This window comes from Mycobacterium sp. 852013-50091_SCH5140682 (assembly GCF_001665685.1).
Lineage (GTDB): Bacteria > Actinomycetota > Actinomycetes > Mycobacteriales > Mycobacteriaceae > Mycobacterium.
Window position 1 is genome coordinate 63695 of the sequence record NZ_LZTB01000136.1, and the last position, 15720, is coordinate 79414.

A 15720-nucleotide genomic window follows, 5' to 3' on the forward strand; every position below is an offset into this window, starting at 1 on the left:
GCTACGTTACGCCGAAACTGGTTGCAGGGAAGGGCTTTTCATGCTTTGGGACGCCGGCTTGGCGCTCCAGACCGCCACGGCGAAGGCGATGGTGATCGGTCCCGGAGCCCCGACCATGCCGCCGGCGATGAAGCCGTTGATGGTGCCGTACACGGGTGCGGCCACCAGCGCGGTGATGCAGGCTGCTATCGGTGCGGCCGCCACTCCTGCGAGCATCCAGCGCCAGCGCTGTTCGAGGACTGGTGTGTTCCGAACGCGTGACTTGCCGACGCCGACCAGGGTGACACCGATGGCAAGCCATAGCGGCAGCAGGTGGAACCAGACGAACACCGGCGGCACCTCGGCCGGCAGGCGGCTGAACAAGGCTCCGTAGCCGATCGATCCGGCGATCGCCACGGCGAGCAGACCGGCGTAGACCGTCGGTGCCCCCGGCCGCACGGCGGCGGTAGTCGAGCTTCTCTGGTGGGTGAGCAGGAAGGCAACCGCGGCCCCGAACGGGGCGGCCACCCCCAGCAGGACAGCGGCAGCGCCGAGGTTGTCGAGCAGTTCGGGCTGCGGCACCAGGGGCTGGACTCCGATCCATAGCACGCGCAGCAGCGGTGCCGTCATCATGAGCGCGATGCTGTAGCCCATCCAGGCTCGGTGACTGATCACATCGCCGCGGCGGATCGCCACAAGGGCGTACCACGCGCTGGCAAGTGTGCCGAGGGCAAGCGTCCACAGTTGCAGGTCGAAGGCACCCCCGATGAAATGGGTTACCGGCGTCGTGGCGGCCAGGAACACCAGCGCGGTGAGCATGCTGATCGACATCAGGACCAGATAGGTGCGGCCGGTCCACCGATGGACGGCTGGGTGCCGGTTTCGCAGGCGTGCGGAGAACTGGAACATCGCCAGGCTCAGGGCCAGCGCGCCCAGCGTGGTGTGAATCAGCATGACCATGCGATGGTGCGAGTAGTCGACGTGCCGGACCGCTTCCACGGAGCCGGGCCCGACGGCATACGCGTGACCGTTGACCAGTGTGTTGACACTGTCCTGCAGGCGCGGCGCCGGGAAGAACAGGGGCCAGGTGTAGTTGACGGCCAGCGGCAGATACAACACGGCGACGGCGGCCACGACGCCGAAACCCACCCGGGAGAGCGTGATTCGGCGTTTGGCGGAGGCTCTGACGGAAGTTGTGGTCACGCCTGGTCGCCCCCGGCCTCGGTGAGCCGGATGATGGGGATGACCCGGTCCGTACGCGCGGCACGGTCGCGATAGTCGGCGAAGAGGGGGTAGACGCGATCGGCCAACGCCCACAGGCGCGTCTGCTCAGCGGGCTCGGTGACCTCGGCGGCCGTCATTGCCAGCCCGGGGTGGCTCCCCACCCGTACCTCGGGATGGGCCTTCGGGTTGAAGTACCAGGCTGGATGGTGTTCGCGACCGTAGCTCGACGCGATGACGATCACGTCGGCTCCGTCGTGGAAGTACAGCACCGCGTGGGTGCGTGGCAGGCGGCTCTTGGCGCCCGTCGTGGTCAGGAGCGTGGAGGGCAACATCAATGCCATCCCGATTCGTCCTCCGGTGACGCGCAGAAGCCACGGATCGACCTTCGGAGCGATGTTGATCGCGGTCCACCGGCCGGCCGAGGTTCGGAGAAACGCGACGTAGGCCCGTGATGCTGGTCCGATGGGGGCAGCCGGATCCACCCGCTGCAGATCTGTGGGCGACATGCGTGACCACTACTCCTGACGAAGGTTCGCGGCTCCATTGATTTTAGAGTCGCACTCTAGAACTCTATTTTAGAGTGCGACTCTAAAACTGGCAACGGGTCAGCCGTTTGTGACGCCGCTGATGATGATCGACCGGGCCTGCCGCAGGCATTGCTCGACCTCGTCGGGGGTCAGCCGCGATGCGTCCCGGCGTAGGGCGAGGGCAGCCACCCCGTTCCAGGCGCCGAACAGGAAGTACGAGAACAGCCGACTGTCCAGCGGCCGGATCTCCCCGCTGTCCACCGCGGCCTGGATCCGCTCCTCGAGGGCTGCGCGCAGCAGGTCCACCCGGGCGGCCACAGCGTCGTCCATCGAAAGTTCCGGCCCGCCAAGGGCATTGACCGACAGGTAGCGCGTCAGGGCGGGGTGTTCGACCAGCAACCGCATGTACGCCAGACCGGCCTCCTGGGCCTGGTCGAACGCACTGCCATCACCTGTGTACGCGGCCATGATCGATTCCCCCGCCACATCCAAGAGGCGCTGAACGGTCGCCGAGACGAGCGCGTCCTTGGTGCCGAAGTGCACGTACACCGACGCCGGCGAGATCCCCGCAACTGCAGCGACGTCCTCCATCCGGATTGCGTCGGCAGACCGCTCGGACAACAACCTTTCGGCGGCGTCCAACACCGCCGCCTGGGTCTTGAGCCGGCGACGCTGACCGCGGGCCCCGGGCTCGTTCGACGCCGCGCTGCTGGTAGTCACGTGTCGAACCTACTGACTGGCTCCGCGATCCGTTCCGCTGTCAGCTGCCGCGCGTACGCTCGCGGCCGTGAACAGCCGTACCGATAAGGACACCTGGGACATCTCCACCAGCGTCGGCCAGACCGCGTTGTTCGTAGCCGCGGCAAGGGCTTTGGAGGCACAGAAACCTGATCCGCTGGCCGTCGACCGGTATGCCGAGGTGTTCTGTCGCGCCGTCGGCGGCGACGCGGCCGCGGCACTCGACGACCCCGACGCGGACTTCCCGCTGCGCACCGAGTGGGGTGGACACTTCGTCAACTTCCAGGGCGCCCGCACCCGGTACTTCGACGACTACTTTCACCGCGTCGCGCAGGCCGGTGTGCAGCAGATCGTGCTGCTGGCGGCCGGCCTGGATTCCCGGGCCTATCGGCTGTCCTGGAGCGCGGGCACCGTGGTCTACGAACTCGACCAGCCGCGGGTGCTGCAGTTCAAACGCGAGACGATGGACAGCCACGGCGACATGCCGACGGCCGAGCGTCGCGAGATCGCAGTCGATTTGCGCGACGACTGGCCGCAGGCGTTGCGCAGCCACGGATTCGACCCGTCGAAGCCGTCGGCGTGGATCGCCGAGGGCCTGCTGATCTATTTGCCTGCGGCCGCGCAAGAACAGTTGTTCGCCGGCATCGACGCACTGGCTGCCCCGGGCAGCTTCGTCGCCGTCGAGGAAGCGATGCCGATGGATCGCGAGGTGTTCGGGGCCAAGCGTGCCGAGGGCCGCGTCTCCGGGCAGGAAACCGAGTTCTTCTCGCTGGTCTACAACGAACAGCACGCTCCCGCCGAACAGTGGTTCTCCGAGCGTGGCTGGACTGCGACCACCACCGGCCTGTCGGGCTACATCCACCAGCTGGGCCGAGAACTGCCTGATCCGGGCACTGACGCGCGGTACATGCTCGATTCCAACAGTCTGGTCACCGCCCGCAAGACGTGAGACGGCTCACGTCTCTTCCCGATACCGTGCGTCTCGACACTTAAGTTATGCAATGCTAACTTCAGCCAAAAGTTAGCTTAGGCATACATAAGGGAGAGAGACGGGGGCGAATGTCGCTTCCGCGCACGCATATGGGTAGTGACACGCTCGCCGCTCCGCTTCAGGGAGCACCCAGGCTCGACCGTGACGTGGTCAGCCGATTTGCCACATGCTGTCGCGCGCTCGGCTTGTCGGTCAACGACCGGCAACGCCCGGCGGATCTGGCCGCCGCTCGATCAGGGTTTGCCGGACTGACACACATCGCGCACGACCACTGTGACGCCTGGATCGGGCTGGCCGCCGCGGGCGACGTGTCGGCTCCGGTGATCGACTCGGTGTGGCGCACGGTAGCGAGTGCCGGCCTGCTGCAGCGGGAGATCGACCTCGCTGCGGGCGACCTCGGATTCACCTACGACACCGGTCTGTACCTGGGATTCCGGGCCACCGACCCGGACGACTTCCAGCTCGCGTACGCCGCGCGGCGCTGCGAGGCCGATGAACTGGCCGAGGCCGACGCACTCGTCGACGACGTCCTGACGCGACGGCCGGGATGGTTCAACGCGCGCTGGCTGCGGATCGCGATCAATCACCGCGCACAGCGCTGGTCGGACGTCGTGCGGCTGCTGACGCCCGTGGTGACCGACGAGTCCCTCGACGACGTAAGCGCCCACGCCGCCAAGACCACCCTCGGTATCGCGTTGGCCCGGCTGGGCATGTTCGCGCCCGCCCTGTCCTACCTGGAGGAACCGTCCGGCCCGGTCGCCGTGGCCGCCGTCGACGGTGCGCTGGCCAAGGCCCTGACCCTGCGCGGCCAGGGCGAGGACGACGACGCCAACGAAGTCCTGCAGGATCTGTTCGCCGCGCACCCGGAGAACAGGCAAGTCGAAGAGGCGCTACTGGACCCGACATTCGGTCTGGTCACCACCACATCGGCGCGCATCGACGCCCGCAGCAATCCATGGGACCCGGCGACCGAGCCGAGCGAGGACGAGTTCGTCGACCCGGGCGCCAAGGAGCGCAAGGCCCATCTGCTGGTCGAAGCCGAGGCCGAGCTGGCCGAGTTCATCGGTCTTGAAGAAGTGAAGTTTCAGGTCGCCCGGCTCAAAAGCTCGGTGGCCATGGCCATCCGGCGTCAGGAACGCGGCCTGGCCGTCGCGCAGCGGACCAACCACCTGGTGTTCGCCGGACCGCCAGGAACCGGTAAGACCACCATCGCCCGCGTGGTCGCCAAAATCTATTGCGGTCTGGGCCTTTTGAAAAAAGAGACGGTCCGCGAAGTGCACCGCGCCGACCTGATCGGCCAGCACATCGGAGAGACCGAGGCCAAGACCAACGCGATCATCGACAGCGCCCTGGACGGCGTGCTGTTCCTCGACGAGGCGTACGCCCTGGTTTCCACGGGTGCCAAGAACGACTTCGGTCTGGTCGCCATCGACACGCTGCTGGCCCGGATGGAGAACGACCGCGACCGGCTGGTGGTGATCGTCGCGGGCTACCGCAAGGATCTGGACAACTTCCTGGACACCAACGAGGGTCTCCGGTCGCGTTTCACGCGCAGCATCGACTTCCCGTCCTACAGCTCGCCCGAACTGGTGGAGATCGCGGTCCGAATGGCCGAGAAGCGCGACAGCCTGTTCGAGACCGCCGCCCACGACGACATGGAAAAGCTGTTCGGCCATCTCGCCGAGGCCACCACACCCGACGCCAACGGGGTGCCTCGACGCAGCCTGGACATCGCAGGCAATGGCCGCTTCGTCCGCAACCTGGTCGAGCGTTCCGAAGAGGAACGCGAATACCGGCTGGACCACCTGGAATCCGATGACTTCACCGACGAGGAGATGATGACGATCACGGCCGGTGACGTCCGTAACTCGGCCGCCCCGCTGCTGCGCGGCCTCGGTTTGACGGTGCCCGAATGAGCGAGCGCAGGTCGTTCAGCTCCCGCACGCCGGCCAACGACAACCCCGACCGCGTGCAGTATCGCCGCGGGTTCGTCACCAGGCACCAGGTGACCGGATGGCGATTCATCATGCGCCGCATCGCATCCGGCGTCGCGCTGCACGACACGCGCATGCTCGTCGACCCGCTGCGCACCCAGAGCCGGGCCGTGGTGACCGGCGCGCTGATCGTCGCCACGGGGCTGATCGGCTGCTTCGTTTTCTCGCTCATCCGTCCCGGCGGCGTCGCCGGGCACGACAAGGTGCTTGCCGACCGGTCGACCGCGGCGCTCTACGTGCTCGTCGGTGAGCAACTGCATCCGGTGCTGAACCTGACCTCGGCCCGGCTGATCGCCGGTGCCGCGGACAACCCCACCACAGTCAAGACCAGCGAGATCGACAAGTATCCGCGCGGCAACCTGCTCGGCATTCCCGGCGCACCCGAGCGGATGGTGCAGACCGCCGCGACGGACGCGGATTGGACTGTGTGCGAATCGGTTTCGGGTATCAATTCCGGCGTGACGGTGCTGGCGGGCCGACCGAGCACCGACGGTGAGCGGGCGGTGTGGCTGCCCGCTGATCGGGGTGTGCTGGTGCACAACGCTTCCGGGCCGAACCCAGGTGACTGGCTGCTGTGGGGCGGCAAGCGCAGCCCGATCGACGTGGGCAACCGCGCCGTGGCCGAGGCGCTCGGTCTCGGTGCCGATGTCCCCGCACCCCGACCGATCGCGGCCGGGCTGTTCAACGCGATCCCCGAGGCTCCGGCGCTGGCCCCGCCGGCCATCGTCGACGCCGGTGCGCCCCCGCACTTCGAACTGCCGATCCAGGTGCCGGTCGGGGCCGTGGTGAGTGCTTTCGCCACGGACAACAGCCTGCGTTACTACGCCGTGCTGGCCGACGGTCTGCAGCCGGTATCACCGGTGCTGGCCGCGATCCTGCGCAACAGCGACTCCTACGGGCTTGAACAGCCGCCACGGCTGAGCGCTGACGCGGTCGCCGCGGCACCGGTCTCTCGCGGCATCGACACCGCCGCCTTCCCCGAGCAGCCGATCCATCTGGTGTCGGCCTCGGCGGATCCTGTCACGTGCGCAGAGTGGACGAAACCGAGTGGGGCGAACGAGAGTTCGCTGAGACTGCTGTCAGGCGCAACGCTGCCGCTGCCCGACGGGCTGCACACCGTCGACCTCGTCGGCGCAGGCCGGGACGGCGCGGCCAACCGCGTCGCGCTGACCCCGGGCACCGGCTACTTCGTGCAAACCGTTGGCGCCGAACCCGGCTCGCCGACGGCAGGCTCGCTGTTCTGGGTGAGTGACACCGGCGTGCGTTACGGCATCGAGACCGCCGGCGACGACAAAATCGTTGGCGCACTTGGCCTGCGCAGCCCCGCCCTGCCCATCCCGTGGTCGGTGCTTGCCCAGTTCGCGGCCGGCCCCACCCTGTCCCGAGGCGACGCTCTGGTGGCACACGACGCCCTATCGGCTGATTCGGGCGCGGCCCGGTTGGAGGCCCATTCATGAGCAGGCTGATCTTCGAGCACCGGCGCCGCATCGCGCCGCCGACCACTCGCAAGGGCACCATCACCATCGAACCGCCGCCGGAATTGCCGCGGGTGGTCCCACCGTCACTGCTGCGCCGGGTGTTGCCGTACCTCATCGTCATCCTGATCGTCGGCATCATCGTGGCGCTGGTGGCCACCGGTATGCGGCTGATCTCGCCGACCATCCTGTTCTTCCCGTTCGTGATGCTGTTGGCCGCGACCGCGCTGTACCGCGGCGGCGGCGACAAGATGCGCACCGAGGAGGTGGACGCCGAGCGTGCCGACTACCTGCGCTACCTGTCGGTGGTCCGCGACAACGTCCGCACTCATGCGGCCGAACAGCGTGCGGCACTGGAGTGGTCGCACCCGGCGCCCGAGGTGCTCGCCACCATCCCCGGCACCCGCCGACAGTGGGAGCGTGATCCCCGCGACCGCGATTTCCTGGTACTGCGTGCCGGATTGCACGACGTGCCATTGGATGCCGCGATGCGCGTCAAGGACACCGTCGACGAGATCGACCTGGAACCGGTGTCGCACAGCACCCTTCGTGGCCTGCTCGATGTGCAGCGCACCGTGCGTGACGCGCCCACCGGCATCGATGTCACCAAGCTGGCGCGCATCACCGTGCTCGGTGACGACGTCGAGGTCCGCGCAGCGGTGCGAGCCTGGATCGCTCAGGCCGTGACCTGGCACGACCCCACCATGCTCGGTGTCGCGCTGGCCTCGCCCGGCGTCGACTCCGAGGACTGGTCGTGGCTGAAATGGCTTCCGCATGTTGACATCCCGGGGCAGGCCGATGGTGTCGGCCCGGCCCGCTACCTCACCGACGACGTGGCCGAGCTGCGCGCACTGCTGCAACCGGCGTTCAGTGACCGGCCGCCGTTCCCGGGGGAGACGGACCTGGCCGCCAAGCATCTGCTGGTCATCCTGGACGATCCCGATGCCGATCCAGACGACATCGCCCGGCGGCCCGGCCTGGCCGGCGTCACCGTGATCCACCGATCCGTGAATCTGCCCAATCGAGACCAATATCCGGACCCCGAGCGGCCCGTCCTGCGGATCTCCGAGGGCCGCATCGAGCGCTGGCAGAGCAACGAGTGGCAGCCCTATATCGACCATGCCGACGCGATGCCGGCCGCCGAAGCCGCACACATCGCCCGTCGGTTGTCACGCTGGGACTCCAACCCGGGTTATGTCCGGTCCACTGCGACCGGCGGTGCCACGTTCAGCACACTGCTCGACATCCCCGACGCCGCCGCGCTGGATGTGGCAGGCCTGTGGGCACCCCGCCCCCGTGACGAGGAGCTACGGGTCCCGATCGGTGTCACCGCCACCGGCGAGCCGCTGTACTTCGATCTCAAAGACGAAGCCGAAGGCGGCATGGGCCCGCACGGCCTGATGATCGGTATGACCGGTTCCGGCAAGTCGCAGACGCTTATGTCGATCCTGCTGGCGCTGTTGACAACCCACTCCGCCGACCGGCTGATCGTGATCTATGCCGACTTCAAGGGTGAGGCCGGCGCCGACATCTTCCGCAACTTCCCCCAGGTCGTCGCGGTGATCTCGAACATGGCCGAGAAGCGGTCGCTGGCCGAGCGGTTCGCCGATACGCTGCGTGGCGAGGTGGCCCGCCGCGAGCAGATCCTCAAAGAGACCGGCCGCCGCGTGCAGGGCAGCGCGTTCAACTCGGTCACCGAGTACGAGGCCGCCATCGCCGCGGGCCACGACCTGCCGCCGATGCCGACGCTGTTCGTGGTGGCCGACGAGTTCACCCTCATGCTCGCCGATCACCCCGAGTACGCCGAGCTGTTCGATTACGTCGCCCGCAAGGGTCGTTCGTTCCGCATCCACATCCTGTTCGCGTCGCAGACGCTGGATGTGGGCCGTATCAAGGACATCGACAAGAACACCTCTTACCGCATCGGTCTCAAGGTCGCCAGCCCGAGCATCTCGCGGCAGATCATCGGCGTCGAGGACGCGTACCACATCGAGTCGGGCCGCGATCACAAAGGCGAAGGCTTCCTGGTGCCCGCGCCAGGTGCAGTGCCGATCAAGTTCCGCAGCACCTACGTCGACGGCATCTACGATCCGCCCAAAGTCGAGAAATCGATTGTGGTACGCGCCCTTCCGCAGCCTGCGCTGTTCACCGCGAGCCGTGTCGAGCCGCAGCCCGACACCATCGTCGCGGCCGGCGGCGACGCAGACGAGGTGGCCGCCCTGCCACCGCGCAAGCTGATCACCACCATCGGCGAGCAGCTCGCGCAGTACGGTCCCCACGCGCCGGCGCTGTGGCTGCCACCGCTGGACGAGGCCATCCCGCTCGATGATGTGTTGGCCCGCACCGGGATCGACGCCGGTCAGCTGCGGTGGCCGCTCGGCGAGATCGACAAGCCGTTCGAGATGCGGCGCGATGCACTGGTCTTCGACGCCAACTCCTCGGCGGCCAACGTGTTGATCCACGGCGGCCCCAGATCGGGTAAATCCACTGCGCTGCAGACGTTCATCCTCTCCGCGGCCGCGCTGCACACCCCGCGTGAGGTGACGTTCTACTGCCTGGACTACGGCGGTGGCCAGCTGACCGGGCTGCAGGAGCTGGCCCATGTCGGAAGCGTCGCCACCCCGTTGGAGCCCGAACGGATCCGCCGCACCTTCGGTGAGCTGGAGCAGCTGCTACGGGCGCGGCAGAAGCAAGCGTCGGTGAGCGGGCAAGGCGCTTATACCGACGGCTACGGCGAAGTGTTTTTCGTCATCGACAACCTGTACGCCTTCAGCCGCGACAACACCGACACGTTCAACACCCGTAACCCGTTGCTGGCCAAGGTCACCGAACTGGTCAACACCGGTCTCGCCTACGGCATCCACGTCGTCATCACCACGCCCAACTGGCTGGAGGTGCCACTGGCCATGCGCGACGGGCTGGGCCTGCGGGTCGAACTCAAACTGCACGACGCGCACGACAGCATCGTGCGGGTGGTGGGCGCCCTGCGCCGCCCCGCCGAGTCGGTCCCCGCCGAGCAGCCCGGTCGCGGCCTGACCATGGCGGCCGAGCACTTCCTGTTCGCGCAGCCTTCGCTCACCGACATCGCGGTCATCAACGCCCGGCACCCCGGAATCAGTGCCCCGCCCGTGCGGCTGCTGCCCGCCGAGCTGACCCCGGCGGCGGTAGCCCCGCTGTACCCGGCGCCCGAGACGGTGGTCATCGGCCAGCGCGAAGAGGATCTGGCTCCCGTCGCCATCGACTTCGCGAACAACCCGCTGCTGACGGTGTTCGGCGACTCCAAATCGGGCAAGACCACCCTGCTGCGGCACATCATCCGGACCATCCGGGAGAACTCGCAGCCCGACGAGGTCGCTTTCACCGTGATCGACCGCAGGCTGCACCTGGTCGACGAACCGCTGTTCGCCGACAACGAGTACACCGCGAACATCGACCGCGTGCTGCCGGCGATGCTGGGGCTTTCGGCACTCATCGAAAAGCGCCGTCCACCCGCGGGTTTGACCCCGCAGGAGCTCACCGGATGGGGCTATACCGGGCACACGCACTATCTGATCGTCGACGACGTGGACCAGATTCCCGACGGGCCCGCCGTCAGCGGTCCGTTCGCCGGGCAGCGGCCGTGGACCAACATCGTCGGCCTGTTGGCCGAGGCGTCGGACCTCGGTCTGCGGGTCATCGTGACGGCCAGGGCGACGGGGTCGGCGCATGCGGTGATGACCGCGCCGCTGCTGCGGCGGCTCAACGACCTGCAGGCGACAACGCTGATGCTGTCGGGCAATCCGGCCGACAGCGGCAAGATCCGCGGCCACCGCTTCGCCCGCTTCCCGGCGGGACGCGGGATGTTGCTCGGCGATGGCGACGCTCCTGAATTCGTCCAGCTGGTCAACCCGTTCGGCGCCGATTCGGCACTGTCGGCCAACAACGGAACCAACACCACAGGAAAGGAATACCGATGACATTGCGGGTAATCCCGGAAGGGTTGACTGCGGCCAGCTCGGCCGTGGAGGCACTGACCGCGCGGCTGGCCGCCGCCCATGTTGCCGCCGCACCGGTGGTCTCCGCGGTGGTTCCACCCGCCGCGGATCCCGTCTCGCTCTTGACCGCAACAGGTTTCAGCGCCCACGGCGCCGAGCACAACGTGGTCGCGGCCCACGGCGTCGAAGAACTCGGCCGGTCCGGTGTCGGTGTCGGCGAGTCCGGCGCGAGCTACGCGACCGGTGACGCCATGGCGGCGTCGTCGTACCTGATCGCCCGCGGTATCTGAGATGACGGCCCCCGTGTGGATGGCCCTGCCACCCGAGGCGCACTCGGCGCTGCTCTCCAGCGGCCCCGGTCCCGGGCCGCTGCTCGCCGCCGCGGGGGCATGGCAAGCACTGAGCGCTGAATATGCCTCTGCGGCTGCTGAACTCACGAGTGTGCTGAGTGCCGTGCAGGCCGGGGTGTGGGAAGGCCCGAGTTCCGAGCAATACGCCGCCGCGCACGGTCCCTACCTGGCATGGCTGGCGCAGCAGAGCGCCAACAGTGCTGCGGTGGCGGTGCAGCATGAGACAGCGGCCGCGGCGTACACCACCGCACTGGCGGCCATGCCGACCCTGCCGGAACTGGCGCTCAACCACGCGGTGCACGGCGTCCTGATCGCGACGAATTTCTTCGGTATCAACACTATTCCGATCGCTGTCAACGAGGCCGACTACGCTCGGATGTGGATCCAGGCCGCGACCACCATGGGCACGTATGAGGCCGTGTCGGGTGCGGCGGTGGCTGCCGTGCCGAGCAGCACACCCGCACCCATGCTGTTGGCGCCCGGCGTAGGGGAGGCCGGTGATGCCGCCGCGACGGCACAGCAGCTCGCCACCCAGGCCCAGGCCGGCGATTCCGGTTCGTCGCTGAGCATTTCCGACTGGCTGTCCGATCTGCTCGAGCAGTACCTCAAGAACGTCCCGGGCGGGCAGGAGATCATCGACTTCCTCAAGGACCCCATCGGCAACCTCGGGAAACTCATCACCGATTTCCTGACCAACCCGTCGGGTGCCCTGACCACCTGGGGACCGTTCCTGTTCGCGGTCGCCTACCAGGTGTTCTTCAACCTGGTGGGCTGGCCGACGTGGGGCATGATCCTGGCGTCGCCGTTCCTGATCCCGGCGCTGGCCGCACTCGGCATCACCGGGCTGGTGTTGCTGATCGATCACGTCATGCAGCCGGCACCGGAGGTCGCACCCGAGGAGGTGCCACAGGACGCGGCCCAGCCCCGAGCCGAACAGCCGAACGTGTACAGCCTCGCCGGTGTGCCGTCCGGTGGTGGCGCGGCCACCGGAGCCGCAGGCGCCCCGGGCGGTGCCGCGTCGGCCGCAGGTGCTCCGGCGGCTCCCGCGGCTCCGGCCGCGCCGCTCGCGATGTACGCCGTAGCCGGTGGCGATCCGGGCGAAGGGTTCACTCCAACGTTGCGCGACAAGACCAGCGCGCAAGCACCGGCCTCGGGCATCCCGGCTGCCGCGTCAGGCGTCGCCGCTTCGGTGGCGGCACGGCGTAAGCGTCGGCGCAAGCGCGCCGCAGAGCTCGAGGACTACGGCTACGCCGACGCCTATATGGACTACGAGGAGCCGGGTCCGGACCCTGAACCGCGGCGCGAACCTTCTGTGACCGCCTCTGCGCGTGGCGCAGGACAGATGGGATTCACCGGCACCACAACGAGATCCGACGCGGTCGCCGGCGGCCTGACCACACTGGCCTCCGAGGGCTCGGGCCTGGGCGACGGTCCTGTCGCGCCGATGCTGCCGGGCAGTTGGGAGCCCGGCGATGCCCCTGACACACCGCAGGGGGGTCCGCGCCGCTGACCAGACCACACCCCGCACGTTCTCACCCACCACGCACCGTCACGAAAGGAAAATCCATGAGTCTGTTGGACGCTCACATTCCCCAGCTGGTTGCCTCCGAGGCCGCCTTCGGCGCCAAGGCCGCGTTGATGCGCACCACCATGGCCCAAGCCGAGCAGGCAGCCATGTCCGCCCAGGCATTTCACATGGGCGAGGCATCGGCCGCTTTCCAGGCCGCGCATGCCCGGTTCGTCGAGGTCTCCGCCAAGGTCAACGCCCTGCTTGACGTCGCACAGCTGAACCTGGGCGACGCCGCGAGCACCTACGTCGCGCAGGACGCAGCGGCCGCAAGCACCTACACCTCCGTCTGATCACCCAAGCCGAAGAGATACAGGAGTTTTCATGTCGCAGATCATGTACAACTACCCGGCCATGCTCGCGCACTCCAGCGAGATGACCGGCTACTCGGGTGCCCTGCACGCCGTCGGTGCCGACATCGCCAGCGAGCAGGCCGCTTTGGCCAGTGCCTGGCAGGGCGACACTGCGATGACCTACCAGGCCTGGCAGGCCCAGTGGAACCAGGCGATGGAGGAGCTGGTTCACGCGTACCGGTCGATGGCCAGCACTCACGAGATGAACACCATGTCGATGAGTGCACGCGATCAGGCCGAGGGCGCCAAGTGGGGCTGATGCACGGCCCGCGGTCCAGTGGTGGCTGACGCCGTCGAGCTGACCGCCGAGCAGGCCTGGTATCTCGCCGATGCGCTCGGTGCCGGGGCGTTCCCGTGGGTCTTGGCGATCACGCCGCCCTACAGCGACCCCGCGCACCGCGCGGCGTTTGTCGCCGAGCAGCGCGCCGAACTGACCCGCATGGGAGTGCTCGGCGCGGGCGGGCAGATCAGAACCGAAGTGGCCCAATGGGTTCGGCTGGCCTGTCGGCCCGCCCAGTGGCTCGACCTGAGGTTCGTCTCGGCATCGGGCGACCTGCTGCGCGGCATCGTCGCAAGGCGCGACGGCCGCAGCGTCGTGGTGTTGCGCAACGCGCAGCTGGTCACCGTCACCGAGCTCGACATCAGCCACCCACATGCGCTGGTGCCGGTTCTGACCGCAGGACTGTCGCATCGCAAGCCGGCGATCTTCGAGGAGTTCGCGATGCCCGCCGCGGCGGGCGCCCGCGCCGACGAGCAGATCCGCACCGGTACACCGCTGGCCGAGGTGCTGGCATTCCTGGGGATCCCGCGGTCGGCGCATACCGTCGTGGAGTCGGTGTTCGACGGCCGGCGTACGTATGTCGAGATCGTCGCGGGGGAGCACCGCGACGGCCACCGCGTGACCACCGACGTGGGGGTGAGCATCGTCGACACGAGCGCGGGTCGTATCCTCGTTGCTCCGACCAAAGCATTTGACGGGGAATGGATTTCAACGTTCACCGCGGGCACTGCCGAGGCGATCGCCGTGGCGGTCGAACGGCTGACCGCGGCGCTGCCCGGCGGGCGCTGGTTCCCCGACCACCCGCTCACCCGCGACTTCACCGAAGCCGCACCAACCAATCGACCCAGAGAGAACGAATGCCCGACAACACTGTGATGCCGATCGTCCGGGTGGCCGTGCTGGCCTCCGGAGACGACGGTGGTCGGCTGACCGAGATGGCGCTGCCGTCGGAGCTGCCGCTGCGCGAGATTCTGCCCGCGGTTCAACGGATCGTGCTGCCTGTGAGCGAGGACGGTGCGGCGCCGGACCCGGTGCGCCTGAGCCTGGCTCCGGTGGGTGGGGCACCGTTCAGTCTCGACGCCACCCTGGACACGGTCGGCGTCGCAGATGGCGATCTGCTTGCCCTGCAATCGGTTCCCGCAGGACCGCCCGCGCCGCGCATCATCGAGGACATCGCCGATGCCGCGGTCATCTTCTCCGACGCGCGCCGGCGGCCCTGGGGCCCTGCACATATCGCTCGCGGCGCGACGCTGGCGCTGATCGGGCTGATCCTGATCGGGACGGCTCTCGCTGTCGCCCAACACCTCAGCACCGGCCGGTGGCTGGGCCTGGCCGTGGTAGCGGGCATCGCCGTGGGCACCGTGCTGGCTGCCCTGTCCACCCGCGGCCACGCACCGGTGCTCTCGACCGCACTGTCGGTGACCGCGCTTCTTCCCGTCGGGGCCGCCCTGGCTCTCGCGGTGCCGGGCGGATTCAGCGCGCCCAGTGTGGTTTTGGCCGCCGCCGGGGTCACAGCATGGGCGTTGATCAGCATGGCCGGGTCGCCCGATGATCGCGGCATCGCGGTGTTCACCGCCGTCGCGGTCGCCGGGGTGGGTGTGCTGATGGCCGCGGGTGCCGCGTCGCTGTGGGAACTTTCGGCCACTCTTCTGGGCTGTGCCCTGGTGCTCGTCGGCCTGCTGGTGACCGTGCAGGCGCCGCAACTGTCGGCCATGTGGGCACGGTTCCCGCTGCCGGTGATCCCTGCGCCCGGTGACCCCACTCCGTCGGCGTTGCCGGTCTCGGTGCTGGCCGACCTGCCGCGCCGAGTCCGGGTCAGCCAGTCGCACCAGACGGGCGTTATCGCCGCGGGCGTGTTGCTCGGCGTGACCGGATCCCTGGCACTGGTTGCGGGGCCCACCGCGTCGCCGTGGGCCTGGTACGTCGTCGTTGCGGCTGCGCTTGGCGCGGCACTGCGGGCCCGCATCTGGGATGCCGCGGGATGCAAGGCCTGGCTGCTGGGCCACTCGTACCTGCTGGCTGTGGCAGTGCTCGTGGCCTTCGCGATCCAAGGTCGGCACGAGGCGGCCTGGTGGGCGCTCGCGGCGCTTGCCGCGCTTGTGCTGGCCTGGGTGGTTGCCGCGGTCAGCCCACGGGTGGTGTCGCCGGACACGTACTCCCTGCCGATGCGCAGGCTGGTCGGGTTCCTCGCCACCGGTGTCGACGCCTCGCTGATCCCGGTGATGGCGTATCTGGTCGGGCTGTTCAGCCTGGTACTCGACAGGTGAC

General features: G+C 68.3%; 13 protein-coding genes. 10 read left to right on the top strand and 3 right to left on the bottom strand.

The annotated features are described in order from the left end of the window. Positions 1-6: 6 nt before the first annotated feature. The 3 genes from A5784_RS36045 to A5784_RS36055 form a co-directional block, all read right to left on the bottom strand. Entirely contained in the window at positions 7-1182 is a 1176-nt protein-coding gene (locus A5784_RS36045; RefSeq protein ID WP_156750961.1) for a DUF2306 domain-containing protein, read from the bottom strand. Further along, positions 1179-1709, bottom strand: coding sequence for a nitroreductase/quinone reductase family protein (locus tag A5784_RS36050; RefSeq protein WP_064949642.1), 531 nt, complete (start codon positions 1707-1709; stop codon positions 1179-1181). The genes A5784_RS36045 and A5784_RS36050 overlap by 4 nt, the downstream gene beginning before the upstream one ends. 99 nt (positions 1710-1808) lie before the next feature. Next, a complete protein-coding gene (locus tag A5784_RS36055; RefSeq protein WP_064949643.1) occupies positions 1809-2450 on the bottom strand; it encodes a TetR/AcrR family transcriptional regulator in 642 nt (213 codons plus the stop codon). A 67-nt stretch (positions 2451-2517) separates the two neighbouring features. Between A5784_RS36055 and A5784_RS36060 the strand changes: the two genes are divergently transcribed. The 10 genes from A5784_RS36060 (at position 2518) to eccD (ending at position 15719) form a co-directional block, all read left to right on the top strand. Beyond that, a complete protein-coding gene (locus tag A5784_RS36060; RefSeq protein WP_064949644.1) occupies positions 2518-3417 on the top strand; it encodes a class I SAM-dependent methyltransferase in 900 nt (299 codons plus the stop codon). A 188-nt stretch (positions 3418-3605) separates the two neighbouring features. Continuing rightward, positions 3606-5375 (top strand): type VII secretion AAA-ATPase EccA, encoded by a 1770-nt coding sequence (gene eccA, locus A5784_RS36065; protein ID WP_064949677.1) that lies wholly within the window; start codon positions 3606-3608, stop codon positions 5373-5375. Further along, positions 5372-6910 carry a type VII secretion protein EccB gene (eccB, locus tag A5784_RS36070; RefSeq protein ID WP_064949645.1) on the top strand — a complete coding sequence of 513 codons (1539 nt, stop codon included), beginning with the start codon at positions 5372-5374 and terminating at the stop codon, positions 6908-6910. The genes eccA and eccB overlap by 4 nt, the downstream gene beginning before the upstream one ends. After that, complete coding sequence (gene eccCa / locus A5784_RS36075; protein WP_064949646.1) at positions 6907-10884, top strand: type VII secretion protein EccCa; 3978 nt, start codon at positions 6907-6909, stop codon at positions 10882-10884. Before eccB ends, eccCa begins: the two co-directional genes overlap by 4 nt. Next, positions 10881-11192, top strand: coding sequence for a PE family protein (locus A5784_RS36080; RefSeq protein ID WP_064949647.1), 312 nt, complete (start codon positions 10881-10883; stop codon positions 11190-11192). The genes eccCa and A5784_RS36080 overlap by 4 nt, the downstream gene beginning before the upstream one ends. Before the next feature lies 1 nt (position 11193). After that, on the top strand, positions 11194-12762 hold the full coding sequence (locus A5784_RS36085) for a PPE family protein (RefSeq protein ID WP_064949648.1): 1569 nt from the start codon (positions 11194-11196) through the stop codon (positions 12760-12762). Positions 12763-12818: 56 nt separating this feature from the next. After that, positions 12819-13112, top strand: a complete 294-nt coding sequence (esxG, locus tag A5784_RS36090) for a type VII secretion system protein EsxG (RefSeq protein ID WP_029373989.1) — start codon at positions 12819-12821, stop codon at positions 13110-13112. A 31-nt stretch (positions 13113-13143) separates the two neighbouring features. Further along, the gene (locus tag A5784_RS36095; RefSeq protein WP_064949649.1) at positions 13144-13431 is read left to right on the top strand and encodes a WXG100 family type VII secretion target; all 288 of its coding nucleotides are present in this window, start codon (positions 13144-13146) and stop codon (positions 13429-13431) included. A gap of 18 nt (positions 13432-13449) precedes the next feature. After that, positions 13450-14328: an ESX secretion-associated protein EspG gene (locus A5784_RS36100; protein ID WP_064949650.1), complete on the top strand. Its 879-nt coding sequence runs from the start codon at positions 13450-13452 to the stop codon at positions 14326-14328. Beyond that, positions 14310-15719 (top strand): type VII secretion integral membrane protein EccD, encoded by a 1410-nt coding sequence (gene eccD / locus A5784_RS36105; protein WP_064949651.1) that lies wholly within the window; start codon positions 14310-14312, stop codon positions 15717-15719. Before A5784_RS36100 ends, eccD begins: the two co-directional genes overlap by 19 nt. The last annotated feature ends 1 nt before the right edge of the window (position 15720 follow it).